The sequence below is a fragment of the Methanovulcanius yangii genome (assembly GCF_018687785.1).
Lineage (GTDB): Archaea > Halobacteriota > Methanomicrobia > Methanomicrobiales > Methanomicrobiaceae > Methanovulcanius > Methanovulcanius yangii.
In genome coordinates, this window is record NZ_LTBL01000001.1 from 850335 (window position 1) to 871968 (window position 21634).

At 52.3% G+C, this 21634-nt stretch carries 15 protein-coding genes; 12 read left to right on the forward strand and 3 right to left on the reverse strand.

All coding sequences use genetic code 11. From position 1 onward, the window contains the following. Positions 1-165: 165 nt before the first annotated feature. Positions 166-4563: a PKD domain-containing protein gene (locus AZH53_RS04225; RefSeq protein WP_319642287.1), complete on the reverse strand. Its 4398-nt coding sequence runs from the start codon at positions 4561-4563 to the stop codon at positions 166-168. A 566-nt stretch (positions 4564-5129) separates the two neighbouring features. On the opposite strand from AZH53_RS04225, the gene AZH53_RS04230 reads away from it, so the two are divergent. The 12 genes from AZH53_RS04230 (at position 5130) to AZH53_RS04285 (ending at position 18278) form a co-directional block, all read left to right on the forward strand. After that, complete coding sequence (locus AZH53_RS04230) at positions 5130-6113, forward strand: MraY family glycosyltransferase (RefSeq protein ID WP_319642288.1); 984 nt, start codon at positions 5130-5132, stop codon at positions 6111-6113. An 82-nt stretch (positions 6114-6195) separates the two neighbouring features. Continuing rightward, positions 6196-6609: a DUF1616 domain-containing protein gene (locus tag AZH53_RS04235; protein ID WP_319642289.1), complete on the forward strand. Its 414-nt coding sequence runs from the start codon at positions 6196-6198 to the stop codon at positions 6607-6609. After that, positions 6606-8147, forward strand: coding sequence for a hypothetical protein (locus AZH53_RS04240; RefSeq protein ID WP_319642290.1), 1542 nt, complete (start codon positions 6606-6608; stop codon positions 8145-8147). The genes AZH53_RS04235 and AZH53_RS04240 overlap by 4 nt, the downstream gene beginning before the upstream one ends. Then, positions 8144-8767, forward strand: a complete 624-nt coding sequence (locus tag AZH53_RS04245; protein WP_319642291.1) for a PIG-L deacetylase family protein — start codon at positions 8144-8146, stop codon at positions 8765-8767. The genes AZH53_RS04240 and AZH53_RS04245 overlap by 4 nt, the downstream gene beginning before the upstream one ends. Before the next feature lie 137 nt (positions 8768-8904). Further along, positions 8905-9987 (forward strand): DUF354 domain-containing protein, encoded by a 1083-nt coding sequence (locus AZH53_RS04250; protein WP_319642292.1) that lies wholly within the window; start codon positions 8905-8907, stop codon positions 9985-9987. After that, the gene (locus AZH53_RS04255) at positions 9966-11612 is read left to right on the forward strand and encodes a polysaccharide deacetylase family protein (protein ID WP_319642293.1); all 1647 of its coding nucleotides are present in this window, start codon (positions 9966-9968) and stop codon (positions 11610-11612) included. Before AZH53_RS04250 ends, AZH53_RS04255 begins: the two co-directional genes overlap by 22 nt. Then, a complete protein-coding gene (locus AZH53_RS04260) occupies positions 11609-12652 on the forward strand; it encodes a GNAT family N-acetyltransferase (RefSeq protein ID WP_319642294.1) in 1044 nt (347 codons plus the stop codon). The genes AZH53_RS04255 and AZH53_RS04260 overlap by 4 nt, the downstream gene beginning before the upstream one ends. 298 nt (positions 12653-12950) lie before the next feature. Then, on the forward strand, positions 12951-13874 hold the full coding sequence (locus tag AZH53_RS04265) for an ATP-grasp domain-containing protein (RefSeq protein ID WP_319642295.1): 924 nt from the start codon (positions 12951-12953) through the stop codon (positions 13872-13874). Positions 13875-13897: 23 nt separating this feature from the next. Then, a complete protein-coding gene (locus AZH53_RS04270; protein ID WP_319642296.1) occupies positions 13898-14938 on the forward strand; it encodes a lipid II:glycine glycyltransferase FemX in 1041 nt (346 codons plus the stop codon). Positions 14939-15002: 64 nt separating this feature from the next. After that, the gene (locus AZH53_RS11430) at positions 15003-15557 is read left to right on the forward strand and encodes an acyltransferase (RefSeq protein ID WP_319642297.1); all 555 of its coding nucleotides are present in this window, start codon (positions 15003-15005) and stop codon (positions 15555-15557) included. Between the two features lie 3 nt (positions 15558-15560). Continuing rightward, positions 15561-16994, forward strand: coding sequence for a lipopolysaccharide biosynthesis protein (locus tag AZH53_RS04280; protein ID WP_319642298.1), 1434 nt, complete (start codon positions 15561-15563; stop codon positions 16992-16994). A gap of 384 nt (positions 16995-17378) precedes the next feature. Then, positions 17379-18278: an exosortase/archaeosortase family protein gene (locus AZH53_RS04285; protein ID WP_319642299.1), complete on the forward strand. Its 900-nt coding sequence runs from the start codon at positions 17379-17381 to the stop codon at positions 18276-18278. Positions 18279-18377: 99 nt separating this feature from the next. Here the strand turns inward: AZH53_RS04285 and AZH53_RS04290 are convergent, their stop codons facing one another. Then, positions 18378-20966, reverse strand: coding sequence for a PAS domain S-box protein (locus AZH53_RS04290; RefSeq protein WP_319642300.1), 2589 nt, complete (start codon positions 20964-20966; stop codon positions 18378-18380). 200 nt (positions 20967-21166) lie between these two features. Beyond that, on the reverse strand, positions 21167-21604 hold the full coding sequence (locus tag AZH53_RS04295) for a HEAT repeat domain-containing protein (RefSeq protein WP_319642301.1): 438 nt from the start codon (positions 21602-21604) through the stop codon (positions 21167-21169). Between the last annotated feature and the right edge of the window lie 30 nt (positions 21605-21634).

Below are 21634 nucleotides of genomic sequence, written 5' to 3' on the forward strand. Positions count from 1 at the left end.
CCGCGTCAATTTCCGATCAAACAGTCATGTCATCCGGACCATGACTATCGCAATCATCGTCAAATGAGTGCTGAAGAGAGTGCCTTCACGGCGGGCGATGGGTATCCACCGGAGAGATGGGGGCGGATTCTGCAAAAAAAAGAATGAAATTTGAGGATATGGAATCTATAAAACACTGATATATCCTTTTTTGGTTTCAAAGTCAAGGCCCTGCCCATTAATCACCCTCAGGGTTACCGTATACTTCCCTTTCTGGGTGTAGGTGTGGGTCGGGTTGCGGTCGTAGGAAGTCTTCCCGTCGCCGAAGTACCACGTCCAGGACGTGGGACTGCCAAGGCTTTCATCGGAGAATGTGACCTCCATCGGCGCAGTCCCGCTGACGATGTCAGCGGTGAAGGCTGCGACAGGGACGGTGGGATCGGAGGGCACCGGTGTGGTCGTGACGGTGATGTAGCCACTCTTTGTCTCCGTATCCGTACCATCGGCATTCGTCACTTTCAGGCTCACGGTGTAGGTGCCGGCCTTGCTGTAGACATGGACGGGGTTTTCTTCGGATGCGGTTGTCCCGTCACCGAAGGTCCAAGCCCATGAAACGGGCGAGTTCGTGCTCTTGTCAGTGAACGACACTTCCAGCGGCGCAGTGCCGGATACGACATCCGCACTGAACGCTGCCACCGGCGGGTTCGTGACCACGACCGGGACGTCCTCGTCCGTCACCGTGATGTACCCTGCCTTCTGTTCGAAGTCAACGCCCAGGGCATTGATCACCCGCAGGGTAACGGTGTAGGTGCCGGTTCCGGTGTAGGTATGGGCCGGGTTGCGGTCATAGGAGGTCTTCCCGTCGCCGAAGTACCAGGTCCAGGACGTGGGGTTGCCCAGACTTTCATCGGTGAATGTCACCTCCATCGGAGCCCCTCCACGGACAGTGTCGGCGGTGAAGGCTGCGACAGGGACCGTGGGGTCGGAGGGGACCGGGACGGTGGGTTCGGTCGGCACCGGAGTGGTCGTGACGGTGATGTAGCCACTCTTTGTCTCCGTATCCGTACCATCGGCATTCGTCACCTTCAGGCTCACGGTGTAGGTGCCGGCGGCCATGTAGCTGTGAGTCGGATTTTGTGCCGTTGACGATGCCCCGTCACCGAAGGTCCAGACCCATGAAACGGGGGAATTCGTGCTCTTGTCGGTGAACGATACTTCCAGCGGCGCAGTGCCGGATACGACATCCGCACTGAACGCTGCCACCGGCGGATTCGTGACCACGACCGGGACGTCCTCGTCCGTCACCGTGATGTACCCTGCCTTCTGTTCGAAGTCAACGCCCAGGGCATTTATCGCCCGCAGGGTAACGGTGTAGGTGCCGGTTCCGGTGTAGGTATGGGTCGGGTTGCGGTCATAGGAGGTCTTCCCGTCGCCGAAGTACCAGGTCCAGGACGCGGGGTTGCCCAGGCTCTGATCGGAGAATGTTACCTCCAACGGAGCCCCTCCACGGACAGTGTCGGCGGTGAAGGCCGCGACCGGAACCGTGGTTTCGGACGGCACCGATGTGCCGGTCACGGTGATGTAGCCCGTCTTTGTCTCCGTATCCGTTCCTGCGGCATTCGTTGCCTTCAGGGTCACGGTATAGGTGCCGGGGTCCGTGTAGCTGTGGCTCGGGTTTTGTGCCGTTGACGATGCCCCGTCACCGAAGGTCCATGCCCATGATGTGGGACTGTTCGTACTGGCATCCGTGAACTGCACGGCAAGGGGTGCCGTGCCGGTGGTGACATCAGCCGTGAAGGCTGCAACCGGTGCCGATGACACAGGGGTTGTCCCGGAGGTCACGGTGATGTAGCCGGTTTTTGTTTCGGTGTCCGTCCCGCTCACACCGGTTACGGCAAGAGTCACGGTATAGGTTCCCGCCGTCGTGTAGGTGTGGGTCGGATTCGTTGCGGTGGATTGTGTTCCGTCGCCAAAGTTCCATGACGAGGAGACGGCACCAACACTGCTGTCGGTGAACTGAACCGACAGGGGTGCGCCGCCGGTTGTCGGACTTGCACTGAATCCTGCTTCCGGAGCAACTGGTGCCGGCACCACTTCTCCGGATGTGAGGAAGGTGTATTCGTGGCTTCCGGCTGCTGTCGTGATGATGATTGCCGACTTGTCTGCGGAGAGTTTCCAGCCGGTATAGGTCACGCCGTCCTTCAGCACCTTGGTTACGTCACTGCCCAGCTGATAGAGGGAGACCTGGCCCGACGAAGCTGCGTCAACCATCAGGGCAACGGCATTTCCGTCCTTGTTCATGGACACACTCTCCGTTCCGGTGCTCGTGATGAGGGGTGCTCCGTTCTTGTTCAGGTAGGTCCCTTTGATGAGCGTGTAACTGTAGTCCTGTGAGGATCCCGTGGTCCTGATGAATCCCGACTCGGCATTCGTCGAGTAATCGCCGAATGAGCTTGCGCCGGCTCCCGAGTAGATGGTGTCGGTATAGGCTGCGGTGCTCACCCGGATGGCATTCCCGTTTCCGCTCACCGGAATTTCCTGCGTATTCTTCTGTTCTTCGCCCGCGTAGTTCGAGGTGAGAACCGTGATGCGGTACAGGTCTTCTTCCGGTCCGTCCTTCAGATATACAACCGGTGTATAGACTTCGGATGCAGTGTCATATCCCGCAACTCTCCCCGCATGTTTCGTGACGAGAACGTCCGAGGCCGGGGCGGAATAGATATTCATGCTGACCTTGTCCCCGTACGGATTCGTTGTGGACCATGTCAGGGAATTCGTCGTGATGCCGGTGTCGATCTCATCCTTGTAGGCCGGTGACAACCAGTTGTATGTTGTCCCGCCGATCTTGAGATCACCATTCACATGTCCGATTGCAGACCCGGTCGGCGTGATGCTCAGGCTGGTCGGGCGCAGCACATTGCGGTACGTCCATTCCTCGCTTCCGTCAAACCGGTCGAAGACGATGAAATAGTCATCCTCCGGATACAGAATCGTCCGGCTGTAGTCGATCGGTGATGAGAGACTTTCGGAGGCGGACCAGGTACTGCCGATCACCTTGGTGATCGTCTCCGAGGCGACAAGGCCCTCCATCCAGGAGCTCTCGATCACGGTCTCCACGGTCGTGGGAGTGGTGATGCCGGCTGCATACCCCTTATAGACACCCCGTGCCTGGCTGTCTGCCCAGGAGGAAGTGGCAAACGGAGTCTGCGGGTCTTCGATTGCAATCCCGTTGTGGTGGACCTCGTACTGTCCGTAGTAGTTATCGAGGACATGCTTCGTCTCCCCGGCATCTGCGAGGAGGAGATCGCCATCGCCGTAGTACTCGATACTCAGCTGGTCGTGGTGGGCGCTGTCACGGTTGCTGTTGGTCTGCACATCGAAGGTGACGAGCGAGAGCCAGTCCGCATCCTCGTCCCAGTTTTCCCGGAACACCTGGTAGATGGCGTCCTCGTCGAGACGGCTCGTCGAGTCGGGGGTGTCCGGGCTGACGCTGTTGTAGTTGCCATAGACACAGAAGAGCAGCTTCGTCGGTGCGAGGTCGTTCTCCCGCGAGTACGGCAGGAGGGTGCTGCCCTGCGTCATGTCGAGATACCTGATCATCTCCGCCTTCTCGCCCGTGTCCAGGAGACTCATGATGCCACGCTGGTAGGTCTCCAGCGTGTTTCCGCCGGTCACATAGTTGTTCATGTAGCCGTTTGGCATCGTCTCCCAGAGTTCGGATGTTACGATCTTCTTTGCAACGGGGTAGTCGTCGAGGATGTTTTTGTCGTAGTGGTTGCTGTAGACCTGGAACCACCAGAGGAGATCGTCGATCACGTAGTTCTTGTAGGCACCGAGCAGGTGCTTGCCGGATGCCTCATCAAATCCGAAGGAGATGAGGGGCCGGTTGTATGTATGCAGTTCGTCGTTTTCAAAGAGATAATCGGTTCCTGCACGAGTCCAGTCATCGGGACCGGATTTCAGCGCAAGGTTGTTCGGGTTGGTATAGTCCTCGAGCGCAAGTCCTGCAATCGCAACGCTCGGGTATGCCTGTCCGTGGTAATCGGCAAACGAGACATAGGTCGTCTTTGCGCCGTCGCCGTTCAGGTCGCGATAGGTACGGTCCGCAAGGACGGCAAGCTTGTCGCGTATGATGTTGTCGTCTGCCGCCGACAGGCCGGGCTGGACCCAGTCATAGGCGAGGGCGTATCCCCGCAGGGCGACGGCCCGGTCCATCTCATATGGCACGTCCCCAACATCGAGGTTGAGAAGGGCCTGCCGGGCTTTTTCGAGGTATTTGTTGTCCTTTGTTATCTGGTATGCAAGGCCTAGATCGCTTGCAAATCCACTCCGGTAGGATATCCGGTTATAGGTTGCCCAATTGGGATCGGAGAAATCGCGAGAGAGCGATGCATCGGCGGAGTTGATGATAACCGCCTTCCAGGTGCTCCATGGTGCAGATGAACTGTACTGGTAGCCGGGAACCTCGTTGATGTCGTTAAACAGGAGGTTCGGATGTGCTGCTGCTGACGCAATTGCCGGTATTGCCAGGGAAATTATCAGTAGTCCAATAATTACCCTGAGCGATGGAATTTTTAGGTTCAATCGTGGGTTAATATGTCGGGCACTCATTTTCCTGCCTCATTTGAAAAGTCATAAATCGATTCGGGTGTAACATTGAGTTGTTCCCGAGTGAACTGCTGTCCACTCTGTTCCCCCCTTCAGTAACACGGCGGAAAATCTCCCGCAGGTGTTGCTTCATTTGCCACCGGGGGCACTGGCACTCCCTGTGGTCAGGCTCTCATTCTCCCCAATGAGTATTTAAATCTTTATACTTGTGATTGACAATAGCATATATCAAATCGTATCATCAGAACGAGCTATCATTGATTTACGGAAGATATGAAGTTTTTTCCTGTGATGTAGATTTTTCCCCGGGATGTGGAAAATTTGGAACCCGGATTATCATGAGTCGGCTAATTTTCTTTTCAACTTACTTCACCCCATATCTACCTGATTTTTTTTTCAAAATGGCATGCGTGGTAAAATCGGGGAAATCTATACTATCTTGGAAGAAATTAGGATTCTTTGAGATAGCAATTTTTTCAGGGATTTCAGGTGCCGCAGGTGACCGATAGTATATTCATCTCGTATGGTAAGAGGGGCATAAAATGGCAATTCCGGAACTGGCGAGTCCCCTCAACCTGATGCTTTTTGTGCTGTTTTCAGTACCGTTCGTTGCAACGTTGCTGGTGATGCCCGGCCTAATCCGGAGGCTCAAGGAACATTCCATCGTTGCAAAGGATATGTACAAGGGCGATCATCCTGAAATTGCAACAAACGGAGGGCTCATAATCCTGCTGGCATCCCTCCTGTCCCTCTCGATCATCTCCCTTTTTTACTCCACCTACATTCTCCCGGTCAATTATGTGATCATAATGGTGGTGACGCTCTTTGCCCTTTTTGGAATTCTCGATGACATCATCGACATCGGACGGCCGGCGAAACTCATTCTTCTGTATTATTGTTCATATTCCCTGATATCGTATGTAACGGTGACACTGGTGTATATTCCGTTCATCGGAACCATGGATCTGGGCATAATTTATCTCCAGCTCATTCTTCCCCTCTATGTCCCGGTCGTCGCCAATCTCGTGAACATGCATTCCGGACTGAACGGTCTGGCGCCCGGCCTCTCCCTGATTGTGCTCATCACATTGATTGCAAAGGCAGTGACGGATGGAGAAATCTGGAATATACTCTTTATTGTATGCCTCACCGGATCTCTTGCAGCCTACTGGTTCTTTGAGAAATATCCCGCTCGTATCTTCTGGGGGAATATCGGAGCATTATCCGTTGGTGCAGCCATTGGTGCCACGATGGTGATTAACGGGTACATCTTCAGCGGATTTGTGATGCTCATTCCGCACGTGGCAAACTTCCTGATGTACGTATACTGGCGCCTTCGCCCCCGGCGCTATCCTATCGCAAAATTCGGAAAAATACGGGATGACGGGACGATTGAAGTGCCGAATCCCCTGACGCTGAAGTGGGTGTTGCCGTACTATATCCCTATGACAGAGCGCAATGCGGTGACGGTGATGTACGGACTGACAGGGATATTCTGCATCATCGGATTTCTCATTCCCGGATAGGGGGGGAAAAATATAAATGAAAAAAGCCTCTCTCATGTTATGCTGTGGGGTGGGTTGAATTATTGAACCTATTTCAATACCTTTGGCCGTAATTCAGGCGATTCTGGGATTTTTTCTCATCCTGTTTATTCCGGGATATGCCATCACACTGGTTCTCTATCCCGGGCCGGATGAGCTGCCAACCTTTCGAAGGATGGCCTTTTCAGTCGTTTTCAGCATGGGGGCGGTGATCCTGATCGTTCTGTTTATCGATGAAGTCCTTGCCGTCAACACAACCCCCCTGAACATTGCCGGTGCAATCCTCATCTTCTCCCTCTTCGCCGCGGTCGTCTGGAGGGCAGAATTGATCCTGAAAAAGATGATCTCAAAACATACGACGGGAGACGGAGACAGACCCGGAGATTCCCGGTTCGTTCGTTCCCGCCACCGGTCCCCGTCTGATTCCGGTGACAGGGAAGACTGGGAAACCAGAATCTGGAAAGGAATAAAAAAATGAAGATATCTGATCTGAGAGCGCTGGTCCCCGCGGACCACACACTGCGTGACCACCAGCAGCGAAATCTCTCCGCCCTCCTGGATATCTCACGATCATTTGCACGAAGTGCGGGACTTAAGGAGAGCACTACGAATTCTGTTCAGGACGATACCGTCGTCCTCGAGTCAGGTCATCAGCCGAATTATTTCCCATATACCGGCGTCTGGAAAAAAGTGTACCTGCTGGAGACATTTCGCGAAATGCTGGATGCGGATGGTATGTCCGTCGTCGCATATTTTGGATTTGCGGACCAGAACACGACGACCGCCCCGTTTCTCTATAAAAACCAGGTTCCGGCGCTGAACAAATACGGACGCCAGAAAATCGGTTTTTCAGTGAAAGGCCCGGATAAATGGAGGCGTTTTGAGAACATTCCAAAACCTCCTTTGGAGGTCTGGGAAGAGGAAATGCGGAGGCTTGAAAACCTGTATCCCCGGATGAAAACGAATCACCCGGAGATCATGGAGATTATGTGGGACGGCTACGAACGTGCTGATTCCTTTTCAGATCTGAATGCCTACATCTTCTCACGGATTTCCCAAGACATTCTTGAATGTGATGTCATCTTTTTCCGGTACTCCGCAATCTCGCGGGCACAACTGTTTTCAGACGAATGCACCCGCATTCTCCGGAACCTCGACACATATACGGAGGTATACAACGCCGCAATCAAAAAGTTGCGGCTCCCGTCCCGCCCCGTCCTTTCCGGCGAGGTTCCCTTCTGGTATCATTGTGACTGCGGCGGCAACATCCCTCTCATGACCAACGCACCCGGGATGTGCCGGGGCATATGCCCCATATGCACCCGTGAATTTGAACTGGACTTCGCTCCCGATTTTAGCAGGTTTGAGTCCTATGCCTACAGGATGAGTCTCTCTGCCGTGAGCCGAAACCTGATCTTTCCCGAGGCGTTCGGAACCCACATCTTCATTCCGGGCAGGGGTGGCGGAGTCAGATACGGCAAAATTTCAGATGAGATTGCTCATGCGTTGGGATTTCATCAGCCATCGACCTGCTCCTGGTCATCAAAGGATTACTACCTCGGAAGCGTGCATACGAAATCCCTCCGGGAGCTGCAAAAGGCGTTTTCCCTCTCAAATAACGACCTTCTGGACGCACACCTGAAGGAGCGGATCGATGCAGTGCAGGAGGAGAGGCGACGGGCGCTGAAAGAGACGGAGGACGCGGGTGCCGATATGGCAACCCTGCGGCTACTCCGGGGAAGGCTCATCGGTTCTGCCGTCACCGCCGACATGGCCGCAGGCGTCTTTGCCACCGTCCCTTCCATGTTCGACCTGTTCATGAATCGTTCGGGAACCGAGATCGCACAGAGATGGAGTATAGAACTCCAGGTTTCTGTTCCGGAACGAAGTACTGGCCGGTCCTGTGTCATCGACGGAGATGTGGTCTTCGACGGGGAGGAGGAGGCGGGGTTTTCCCGCGAGGATATCCCCATTCTCTATCGCAATCTGACGGCAATCGGAGGGATCGGCACATGACAAAACGAATGCTTGTCATCAGCCCGCACACGGATGACGGAGAACTCGGGTGCGGGGGGACCATCGCCCGGTTCATTCGTGAAGGATACGAGGTACGGTATGTGGCGCTCTCCTGTTGTGAAGAATCCGTCCCGGAGGAGTACCCGAAGGATATTCTCCGTACCGAGGTGAAGGCGGCCACAAAGATTCTCGGAATGGATGATCCCATCCTTCTTGAATTCGAGGTCCGGAAATTTCCCCAGTATCGCCAACAGATCCTTGATGCACTGATCCGGATACGAAATGAAATACAGCCCGTCACGGTATTCACTCCGTCTTCTTTTGATACCCACCAGGATCACAAGGTGACCTTCGAAGAGACGCTGCGTGCCTTCAAACAGTGCACCATCCTCGGCTATGAGCAGCCGTGGAACAATATCACCTTCAATACCCTTGCCTTCGTCGCGTTCAGCGAGGAGTGCCTCCGGATAAAAATTGATGCATTGCGGTGCTATGAGACGCAGAAAGGGAGGCCATACTTCGATGCGGGCTTTATCCGCGGCCTTGCACTCACGAGGGGGACACAGGTTGAGGAACGGTACGCAGAGGCCTTCGAGGTGATACGATGGGTATTGCGGTAGATAGCTCTCATACGGGCCGGGCGGAAGCACGGGGCAGACATTCCGGAGGGCGGACGGTGTACGGATGCGTGCCCGACGGCGCCGGCATATGTCTTAGCAGGAGTATGAAACAGGGTATGCAATGAGAGGGAAGATTCATGAGGATTTTGATCGACATTGGTCACCCGGCACATGTTCACTTCTTCAGGAGAACGATCCGTGACCTCTCGGATAAGGGCCATACCATTCTGATTGTCACCAGAAACAAGGAAATGACCCTCGATCTCCTGAAGGCATCCGGGTTTGATTATATCTCCATTGGCAACCACAAACCGGGCCTGGCCGGCAAGGCATTCGCCCTCCTGCGGTTTGACTACAGGATATACCGGATTGCACGACAGTTCAGGCCGGATATCCTCGTGGCCCTTGGATCCCCCTATCTCGCCCACGTATCGAAGGTGATACGCCGGCCATATATCTCCTTCTGGGATACCGAGGATGCAAACCTGATTATCCGGCTCACATCACCGTTCACGGACACCATCTGCACCCCGTCCTGCTTCCTCAGGGATTTCGGGGACCGGCAGGTGCGCTTTGACGGGTACAAGGAACTCGCATACCTCCATCCGGACGTGTTTTCGCCGGACCCTTCCGTGCTGGAAGAACTGGGGATGACGGAGGAGGACCGGTTCAGTATCGTCCGGTTCATCTCGTGGGGGGCATCCCACGATGTCGGACTGAAAGGGATGAAAAACCCTGCGGAAGTCATCACCACCCTCCAAAAATACGGGACGGTCTTCATCAGTTCGGAACGTCCCCTTAAACCCGAATTCGAGAAGTATATTCTTCATATTCCACCAGAAAAATTCCATTCCCTCCTCGCCTATGCATCGCTCTACATCGGGGAGGGGGGGACGATAACGACCGAAGCCGCACTTTTGGGGACGCCGGCGATTCATATCGAGGCAAATGCCAGAGGTGAGGCCACGGGGAACTCCAGCGGGAACTTCCGGGAAATACGGGACAGGTACGGGCTCATGTACTTCTTCCCCGATCAGGATGCGGCCCTCGAAGAAGCAGTCAGGATTCTTGATAATCACGATTCCAAAAATACATGGCGGGATAAACGAGAACGCCTTCTTGCCGACAAAATCAATGTGTCGGCATGGATGACGAGGTTCATCGAAAATTATCCTGAAAGTTACCGTGAGTACCTGAGATGGAGGGATGTCCGAAAATGATCGCTCTCGCCTGTGATACCGACGATCCCGTCTCCCGTTATGGCATTGATCACTTCATTCGTACCAGCGGGATTCCGGTCCTCCCGGCCGGTGAACCGGACGAAGGTGTCTGCATCGGCTATCAGGCCGAAGGCAAGGGCCGGTTCTCCATCCGTATTGCCCGGAATGCAGCCTTTGAACCGGACGCCGGAATGATAACCATGGACGAACGGGAATGGCCTCTCTTCCAGACACCGGCGGATACCCATGACGCCGGGAGCCGGTGTATGGCAGTCTTCAGGTCGCAGGAACGGACCTATCCCTGCATTTCCGGTTCACCATCGGGCATATTCATCGGATTTGATATTTTCCGGCTGACCGGGTCTCTCCTGACGGGTTCACTGGAGACACCGGAGTATGGGGTTTCAGGGTCCGAAGACAGATCATCTCCCTTCGTATTGCCGCCCCTCGCTGATCTCTATGAAGATATTCTCTTCAGGACAATCCTGATGGGGTGCGGCGAAATCAGCCAGCCCCTCGTTCGGAAATCCTGCTGGCCTGCAGGGAAGAGGTTCGCCGTCTGCCTAACGCATGATGTCGATGAACTCGCCAAGACCTACCAGTGGATAACCCGCCCCCTCAGATGTATGAGAAGGGGGAACATTCATGGGGTAGTCAACCAGATGAAGTCCCTTTCCCGCAAGATCGACGGAGATGAACCCTATTGGACATTTGAGGCCATCATGCGAAAGGAGAAAGACCTCGGTGTGTGCTCGACATACTTTTTTCTGAAGGAATCCGGTGAAAAGAGCCTGCTTCGACCGCATACCTGGCATTTATACGGGCGGTGCCACTCCCTGCGCACACCGGCGATCATCGGACTTATGCAAACGCTCTCCGAAGGGGGCCATGAAGTCGGGGTGCATGGTTCTACATATTCCTCTACCAACCCGTCACTTCTCGAAAGCGAAAAGGCGGAATTGGAAGAACTTCTCGGCGCACCGGTGGCGGGAATACGCCAGCATCGCCTGAACCTGACAATACCGGACACATGGGTCTCCCAGTCAGGAGCCGGTTTTTCCTATGACACTTCGCTGGGCTTCACGGCAGCGAAGGGTACGGGATTTCGGGGGGGGACCTGTTTTCCCTTCCATCCCCAAGGGCCCGGGGGGTGTCTTCCGATTCTGGAGATCCCACTTTCACTCATGGATATCACCCTCCCTGACGGAAAAGAGGGATGGGATATCTGCAAAACGATGATAGACCATGTCAGGACGGTGGGCGGTGTCCTGACCGTACTATGGCACCCGGCGGTGTTTAACAGCCTGGAATACCCGGGAACCGCAGAATTGTACTGGAAGATTATTGAAACATGCATGGAGGAGGGTGCATGGGTGGCAACCGGGCGCGACATTGCATCCTGGTGGAAGGCTCGAGAGGAGACAGCCGTCAAATGCCGGTATGCGGATGATGAGGTTTCGATCTCCTGCAGCGGCAGCGCAGCACCTCCCTTCGACATATACCTGCCGGATAATCGGTCTGCAGAACTGGTATCGCACAATGGGACGCTGTCGAAAACGGGGGAGGGGCATTATATTCTCGCCTGCAGGAATCTGCCGGACACCATGGTGGTGCAACTGGTATGAAGGTTCAATTGTACAGGGCGGATGCCGGTGATGCCGCCGAATGGAACAGGATTGCCGATGAATCTCCTCAGGGAACAATTTTTCATTCGTGGCATTGGCTGAATATTGCAGCCAGCTACAGTGGATGTGCCCTGCACCCTCTCATCGGCTATGTGAAGAATGACCCGGTGGGACTGTTCCCTCTTTTTGCACGGAAACAGTTCGGCGTGAACTTCGTCTTTTCTCCTCCACCCCACACCGCCCTCCTGTACCTGGGACCCACTCTTCTCTCCGATGCATTACCACTCCAGAGCAGGAGAGAGAAGGTAAATTCTTCGTTTCTGGACGAAGTGAACGGGTATATCAGCATGGAACTGAAAGCACAGTACACCCAGTTGTTTCTCCCGCCAAAATTTTCGGATCCCCGCCCCTTCACCTGGTCCGGCTACACGGTGAGGCCTGAATATAATTACGTGAGTGATTTGAGCCCCGGTGCGGAATCGCTCTACGAAAGCCTTCCGAAAAAGAAGAAGCAGGATATCCAGCGGGCCCGGAAGCGGGGAATCACGGTTGAAATGGGAGGGAAGGCAGAACTGAATGCAATATATGACCTGATGGTCGAACGATACCGGGAACAGGGCCGTTTGGTACATGTTCCGAGGGAGTATTTATTCGAAATATTTCAGACGTTTCCTGAAAACCTTAAGATATTCGTCACGTATTTCGAAGGGGATATTGTCACCGGTCTCATCGACATCCATGACAGAAATTCCCTGTTGAGCTGGATAGGCAATCCCAAACCCATGATCTCCATCTCTCCCTCTCCCAATGATCTTCTCCAGTGGGAGGAGATCCAGTATTGCTGTGCAGAGGGAATCACCTCCTATGTTACGATGGGTGCGGCCGGCAATGAGCGGCTCCATACCTACTATTCCTCGAAGTTCAATCCGCATCTGGACGTACGGTTTTCCGCAAAAAAATGCTCCCGATTTATTAAAGGTCTTGAATACGCATATGTCCATGCCTGCAAACCGGCACGATCATTTCTGAACAAGTCCTGAGGTCCCGGGAATCTATTTATACTGCCTCCTGCCATGCATCATTTGCTCTTTCGATTCATACAGCCGGTGTCGAATGATGAATGCCATTATACCTTCGGGTACTGGGGACCATGTCGGTCTTGCAGTTGTGCGCTCCCTCGGAAGACGCAGCATACCCACAACCATAGTCTCCAGAGAAAAGAGATCGATGCCGTGTTATTCGAGATACTGCACGAAGAAGCGGATTTGCGAATATGACGACGAATTTTTCTCTGAGCTGACAGAAGAAGACGTCATTATGCCGAATGGGGAGGATGAAATGCTTCTTTTTGCAAAGCATGCCCCCTTGTATGACTATACACCGGCATTTCCGGACTATGCAACACTCGTGGGACTCTATGATAAATCATCCCTTATGCGAAGGGCCATGAACCATCACATTCCGGTTCCAGAGACTTTTTTTGTCGACGGACCCGATCATCTCATGGAAATTTCAGGGAGTCTTCCCTATCCTCTGGTGGTAAAGCCAAACCGGGGGAGAGGCGGACGGGGAGTCCTACGGGTAGACCATCCCGATATGATTGAAGAGAGCTATGCATCCATCCTGCGTCAGTATGGCCCGGCCATTCTGCAGGAATGTATCCCGTTTACCGAGCGGTATTCTGCTGCGGTTTTGACCGATAAAAATTTCAGGATCCAGAGAATCTGCATTATACAGGAGATTCGGACCTATCCGCTCAGGAGCGGGCCGGGATGTTATGTAAGAACGGTCACGAACGATGAAATCAGGGAACTGACCATTGAGATCATGAAGGCCCTGAAGATCTGGGGGGTCACCGAACTCGATTTTATCATCGACGAACGTGATGGGAGACCGAAGTTGCTGGAGATAAATCCGCGATTCTGGGGTTCTCTTCAATGTGCCGTCTCCGCAGGAGTTGATTTTCCCTTTTTACTATATGAAATTGCCACTGACAACGAAGTGTCGCCTTCATTTGAGTATCAGACAGGAATCACCGGGAGAAATGTAGTCTGCAATGATCTCCGTCATCTGCTGATGGTCCTCAGAAGCAGGTTTCCGGTAGCGTACAAAATGAAAACAATGAGTGAATTTGTCAAATTTCATCGTGATGATGCCTATTTTATCTTTTCACTGGACGATCCTGTCCCGTTTCTCTCAATATTCGAATATTACCTCTTAAAAATGGCAGATCGGGCCCGCCTGAACGTTTCAGAGAAATAGGTATATAGTAGTTGGACTTACTGGTGGTTGAAAAGATGGGGTTTTCCATACGCATTGCGGATAGTCATGCCCAAAAAGAGTGGGACGATTATATTGAGTCGTCCCCTCAGGGTACCATTTTCCATACCTGGAACTGGTTGAAGATCATGGAAAAGCATACCAATAGTACGCTCTACCCCCTCCAGATTTTTAAGGGTTCGACACATATCGCCAATTATCCGATTTTTTTTAAAAAGAAAGGTTGTTTGAAGGTTGCACTTTCACCTCCTTATACGACTGAAGTGTTGTATCTTGGCCCTGTGCTTTCGGCATACGAATCATATAAGCTATCAAAAATTGAAGAAAATCTCATAGGGATTCAGTCCGCTATAGACAAGTTCCTCTTTTCCGACCTCAGGTGCAATTTTGTTAATTTGCGTACGGCACCGGGTCTGATTGATTCGCGGCCTTTCCGCTGGGCAGGGTATGATATTGAACCTTATTACACCTACCGTATTGACCTGAGTGAAGATATTGAAAAGATATGGTATGGGATGCATAAGACATTGCGAAAAAAAATAAAATCTGAACGGAAAAATGGCATCGTCATTGAACAGGGAGATGAAGATGACCTTTGGCTCATACATTCAGAAACCCGGAGAAGATTCAGTGAACAGGGGAAAATACGAGAGGATATCTCTGCATATTTGGATGAAATCTATCAGACATATCATGATCAATTTCTGGATATTTTGGTCGCGAAGTACCAAGGAGAAACTGTGAGTGGCGTCATTCGGCTGAACTATAATGGTGTCACATGCCAATGGATTGGACTTGCCAAAACGGAAGTGAAAGGAATCTCGCCAAACGATTTGCTCGGTTGGGAAAGTATAAAAATTGCGAAGGAAAGGGGGATGAGATGGTACGAGATTATGGACGGAGGCGACAACCCGAGATTACGGCAATTCAAATCGAAATTCAATCCCGAACTGTCGATCTGGTATTCCGCAGAGAAGTATTCCCATCCGCTGTACAGGATGGCAAGAACACTCTCCCGAAAGACAGGATATCATGTAAAGATTTGATCCAGCATTGACGGCTATGATGCCGGGTCAGGCAGACAAGCCACACGAAAAGGGAGGGAACGTATTGAGAACAATATCCAACGTATACAAACGGATTCGGTACAGTCTTCTTGTGAAAGGATTTCTTCATGTCCTTGCCATGAATATCCCGAATGACCGGATACGCAATACCCTCTACCGATGGCGCGGGACAAAAATCGGCACCAACGTGGGGATCGGACATGGGGTCTTCATTGAGGAATCACGCCCCAACCTGATAGAGATCGGGGATGGAGTGAATATCGGTCCGCGGGCAGTGATTGTGGCACATGATTCGAGTTATCACTGCATCAATCCTGACATTCCGATACTCTTTGGCCGGGTGCAAATCAGGAAGAACGGATATATCGGGGCGAAAGCCATCATCCTTCCCGGTGTCACCATTGGCGAAGGTGCAATTGTCGCGGCAGGAGCCGTTGTCACGAAGGATGTTGCGCCGGGGGTGATTGTGGCAGGCGTTCCGGCAAAGGTTCTGACAACCGTTGAAGAGGCGCTCGAACAGCTGGGCGACCCCGATACATTACGTCAGGAAATGCAGGAGCTCATCGCCGGTACCCCCCCTCCGGAGAAAGGTGGATGAAGAATGGAACGAAACCTTTCATTTTACACGCTATTTTACGTCGGGTCACTCGTCCTCATGCGGTTTTGCGGAATCATAACAAAAATTATTCTCGCCCGTGCACTCACGCCCTTCGAATATGGAGTCATCATTCTCCTGGTTATTTCCCTGCCGGCCATCTTCCAGCTGGTGACAAATTGTTGTTTGTTTGATATTCTCGGTCATGCGAGTGAAGGACGACGATACTTCGGGTTTTCCCTTGTGTACGGAACGCTTGCCACCGCAGCCGTCGGACTGGTTCTCTTTGCCTTTCCGGTTCAGATTTGCACTTTTCTCAACATACCGGCGGACATGTGGCCGTTTTTCTTTTCCACCCTGCTCATCGTGCTGCTTTCCATCACCCTGAGTGTTGATATCATGGGACTCTTGCGAGGGAAGAAAAACCATTCATTTGCCGCTGCAATCTCCGCGGCGCCGGGTCTTCTCCGGCTGATACTGATATTTTTTGCCGTTGCTGTCTTTGGAATATACGATTTTGATATCTTATTCGTAATCTTCGCCATCCCGCCGCTGATTGTACTTCTTGCAGCATTCATCTGGAAGGCGAAGACAATTTTCGGGTCCATCCAGACTATACAGATCCCTTCAAGGAAAATTATGGTGTTTGGATTTTCCGTATATATCATCGGGATATGGATCACATTATGCCAAAATCTGAATAAAATCGTCATCAGCCATGACCTGGGAATTGAATATCAGGCATTCTTTGATGTCTCCCTCACGCTGGCAGCAGTCATCACGTTCTTTTCATCGGCCCTGTACCTGATCTCGGTTCCTGAATCAACAGGTACTACGGATAAATCCCTTCTGCTGAACCGCCGGGGGGGCCTCGGGGATATTGGGAGGCTCCTTTTTGCCATGTCCATGTTCTGCGTGCTGATTCTCATATTCTATGCAAAAGAATTGATCATTCTCCTCTTCTCTGCCGATTATGCTCCTGCAGGTGATTACATCCTCCTCATCGCAGTCGGGTACGTCTTCATCTATATTCAGCAGTTTATTGCCTATGTGAACGTTTCATTTTACGAAAAATCGACGAAACCCTTCGTTCTCATCACCATCGTCAGTCTGCTGGTGTTCCCGATTTTCAGCCACGGAATGATTGAAGCGTTTGGATTTATGGGAGCATACCTCGCATTTATCATCATTCTCATGATCTATTGTATCGCCACAATGTACGTATCACAGGACAACGAACCCCTCCGCGTACTCTTCCACAAATTTTCGCACCTTATCGTTTCATGTGTCGCCGTCTTTCTCATGCTTTTCATCGGAAGATTCTCTCTGTTCACGGGCATTCTCGCATCTTCGCTCCTCTATGCCGGAATTCTTTTTGTGACGGGCTATCTGGATATATCCATCATCCGGGACATTGTCACAAGAGCCAAAAAGGAGTGAATGTCCGCCGGGGTGGGGAGATTCGGGCGCAGGTAATTTCTCATCCGGGAGTAGTGCGTCGTATTGACAATTGTCACGAAATGAAATCTTCATCCGGATTTGCCGGCGTTGGAAAGGGAATACTCCTGCAATAACGGTTCATTCTCCTCAGACGGCATACATGACTGACGACGATTTAAGTGAGTGGGGCTTTCAGGATTGAATGCGGGAGACTGATCAGAGACAAGAACAAGGGGGTACGGCGGCCGGCATCCCATTCAGGGGGGAGACAATTGAATATCCAGACGGAAGAGGCGGGACGAGATGATAATTGTGTGCGACAAATATAAATTCTCTCAGATGTGTTAGTTCACCATTACACCGTAATAATTCCCGGGGAAACCAATGGAGGATAAACTGGTCTGTGCCATCACTCCGCAAAAGGCTGCGAAGATCTGGGTGACTCTCACGATAGCTGCGCTTGCCCTGTTTTTTCTGTTTACGTCCCTTACCTACTCCAAGATTGATGCCATCAGTATCTGGGTGCTGACCTGTATCTCCATGATCTATTTTTCAAAAAAGGAACAGATGATTCTGGGGAAAAAGGGACAGATACTTGTCATTTTTGCGGGAATCGGGATAGTCGCATTCAGTTTTCTCAACATTCCCCTTGGCCTCGGCAACCCCCCCTACTCAATCGCCGAATTCTCTCTGCTGATATCAGGAATCAGTGTTTTCGTATTTGGACTTCTGGCATTCCGGACACTGATAGTTCCGTTGCTGTTTCCCATACTGGCGGTTCTTGGATTCGAATTCTACGAACTCTTTATTCGCCACGAGGACTACCTCATTGCCCCCCTCATCCCTCCGACAATCACGCTTACAACGGGCATCATCCGTGTCATGGGGATCGATGCCGAAGTTCATGGCAACATCATATCATTCCTGTCCATTTCAGGCGAACCGGTACGGCTGGCAGTCGTATCGGACTGTACCGGTATCTGGTCACTCGGGACATTCACCGTTGCATCCATAATCGTCCTGTCAACGTTTCCGGAGGCCATATCAAAAAAGGGGTGCCTTCTGATTCTCATAGGCTATATCGGGACATATGCATCCAATATTGGAAGGATTGCCATCATTTCACTGAGTGGGTATATCTACGGTCCGGGAGGGGTGATCGAACAGGTCCACATTCATACGGGCTGGATACTGTTTACCATCTGGATGGTGGTATTCTGGTATTATTTTTTCACCAGGCATCTGGGATTTTCCTTTTCAACAAAGAAGAAACCTGCCGGATAGCGGCATATTCCCGGATCCTCGCTCTCTGCCATCTACATTTACCAAGTTATCCATTTCCGCCGAACCTTCACAGGTCCCGCACACCAACCGGAGGAATCATTACCTGAACCGGTACCCACCCTTGGGAATCGGGATCTCGAAGCGGGCACCCTTCCCCTCCGTTCCTGTCTCGGAGATGGAAATCCCGGTGATGTCAAGTATTTCACGTGTCAGGAAAAGCCCGAACCCGGTGTTCGCACCATACCCGCGTTCGAAGATCTTCTCTTTTTTGTCATCGGATATGCCCACGCCATCATCCTCGATGACCAGAACACCCATGTCGTCCCGTTCGGAGAAGGAGAGGGTGATCCCGGTCACATGCCCGCCATACCGGATTGTGTTCTCAAAAATATTGTAAAATACCTTTGAGAGCATGGGGTCGGCAAAAATTTCCAGCCGACCGGCATCGATCGTTATCTGCAGGTTGTTGTCCGGCAATCTCGAGAGGACCGTCTTCGCGACCAATTCGACCGGCTGCCATCCAGGGGTTTTCACGCCGAGCTCCTGATATTCTCCGGTGAAGGTGATCTGGTCCTGGATCATCTCCGTCGCTTCCATAACCTGCCGGAGATATTCCACGGCCTTTCCACTTCCAATCTCTTCCCGAAGCAGCTCCTCATAGCCCATGAGGACACTGAGGCGGTTTCTGATATCGTGCCTCGTGATGGAGGAAAGGAGATTGAGTTTCTTGTTCATCACCCGAAGCGCCTTTTCGGATGCTCTGCGTTCGCTGATGTTTCGTCCGACCGTCAGGATCACCTGCTGGTCGTTGAGCATGAATGTGGTGATATTGTTCTCAACAGGAACCCTCGTGCCGTCCCGGCGTACCGCTTCTGTTTCGAAGGTTGCTCTTCCTTTCGTCCTGAACTGGTCGAAAATATTCGCCATCATCTCATCGGAGAGAGGTGGCTCGATGTCACTTATTGACATGCCGATCAGTTCTTCCCGGGTATATTCAACCAAATCGCAGAAGGCATCGTTCGCATCGATGATGCTGCCGGGTCCCCTCTCCGGAATAAATCCGGAGAGAAAAATGATTTCATCGGTGGCATTGAAGATCTCGCGGTATTTGGTTTCACTTTCAAGAAGCGTTTCCTCAAATTTTTTCCGTCTGGAGATATCTCTTGCAAAACCGCATTCATACTCCTGACCATCGAAATCCAGGAATACGATGGAAAGTTCGATCAAGACATCCTGACCGTCCTTTTTTGTCACCCGTGCCTCAAAGGTAAACGATCCCTTCTCCCTTGCAATATCCCAGAACTCGGTAAACCGTCCGGGAGGCATATCCGGTGCAAAATCGGATATTGACATCGTCAGAAGTTCTTCCTCCGGATAGCCGAACGTCTCGCACGCACTCCTGTTCGCAGAAAAGATTCTTCCCTTCGGATCTGCCCATACGATGGCATCGGGAGCATTGTCTGTTGAAAACCTGGTAAACCGGAGCTTTCGTTCGGCTTCCCTCTGCGGGGTGATATCGATAACCGAGACAATGCTCTTCCGGGTGCCCGGAATCATTGCAAGAGTGAGGGAGAGCGTCCGGATTTCACCATCCTTGCGGATGAGCCGACACTCATAGCTGCCCGGTGCCGAGTCGGAATCCTCCCGCCGCAGGCGGTGATATTCCAGCATCTTCTCACGGTCTTCTTCCACGAAGAAGCTCAGCCATTTCTCAAGAACGTCCGCATCATCGCTGATATCGCTGAAGAGCTTCTTCATCTTTTCATTGACATACGATATCGAGACATCTTCCTCCAGTACCATCATCGCGGTCCCGGTGTTCTCGAAAACCGTCTTATAAAGCCCTTCGGCCCGCTTATACTCGCGTATATCCCGTATGGATTCAATTGCTCCGGTGATCCCACCCTCTGCATCGTAGAGGGGGGATGCGGTGAACCATAGGTGTGCACCATCCTTGCCGCGAAGATGCGGCAGGAATACCTCGCCAAATATCTTGCGTTTATCTTCGCAGTTCAGCACAGGATAGACAACCTCTTTACAGAGGTCTTTGTGGAGAACCAAATCGATGAGAATCGGACGCCGGTGACCGTAAAAAGGAAGGGCATATTCGTAGTTTCCCCTTCCGAGTATCTGAGATGCGGAAATCCCACTCATCTCCTCCATCGCCCGGTTCCACGCGATCACCCTCCCCCGGGTATCGATGGCAAAGGTGGCATCGGGAAGAAAATTGATGACGTCCGCCATCCACCGTTCATGTTCAAGGAGGCGCATCTCCGTTCGCCTCTTCTCAACCGCCCGGCAGATGACATTCCGGAGTTCACTATACTGGACATGAGGGTTTCCTCCTTTCTGGACATAATAGTCCACACCGGCATTCATTGCCTCGATAACAACTTCCTCGCGACCCCTTCCGGTGAAGATGAAAAAGGGAATAGTGTTTCCGGCGGCACGCAGGGCCTGTAAAAATTCAATTCCGTTCATCCCCGGCATCTGGTAATCGGACACGACCGCATCATATTCTCCCTCCAGAATCATCCGAATGCCATCTTCGGCAGAGACTGCGGTATCCACGGTAAATTTCCCGGTGCGTTCTAGAAATATTTTCGTAATATCAAGAAGGGTTGGTTCATCATCGACGTACAAGAGGGAAATGGCCCCTACCACATCTATTTGCATATCACATGACATTCTCCAATCCCCCCAATATAACCATACCTAATTTAGAATCAAGCGATTATTAAGGATATGCTTATTGCCCCGATAAACGAAGACGCATCAGACGATGCCCAATTGACATATAAATCTATTCATACCATTACAAACGGGATCTACCCACAGTCTGCGACGATTTCAAATGAAGTGTTACTAAAAAATAGGTAGTGTGACAATCAGGTTCCCCAGTAGGCTTCCCGCACGAGGCCGCGGAATTCCTCCCCGGAGCGGTCGCACTCATCATAGGCCGCGGCAACACCGACGGGAGCCCCGAGTTTGATGAGTGCCGCCGCCGTCATGGCACGGCAGCAGTCCGACGGCTCCTCCCGCATGATTACGATCAGCGGCCCGACCGCCCGTTCGTCGCCTATCTCGGCAAGCGCCCAGATAGCGGGATTTTTGATCGATTCCTCGCGAGCCGCCGCAACCTCAATGAGCGGGTCGACTGATGGTGCTCCCACGCGGGCGAGTGCCATGGCAGAGCGCCAGCGGACATTGCGATCCGCACCGGTGAGAAGTTCCATCAGCGGCGGCACGGCGGACTCCCCTACTGCGCCCAGGGAATTCATCGCCGCAAATCCACCGTAGATGGCCCCTTCCTTCACGCGCTGCACGTAAGGCCTAACATCCGTTCCGGGTTTTTG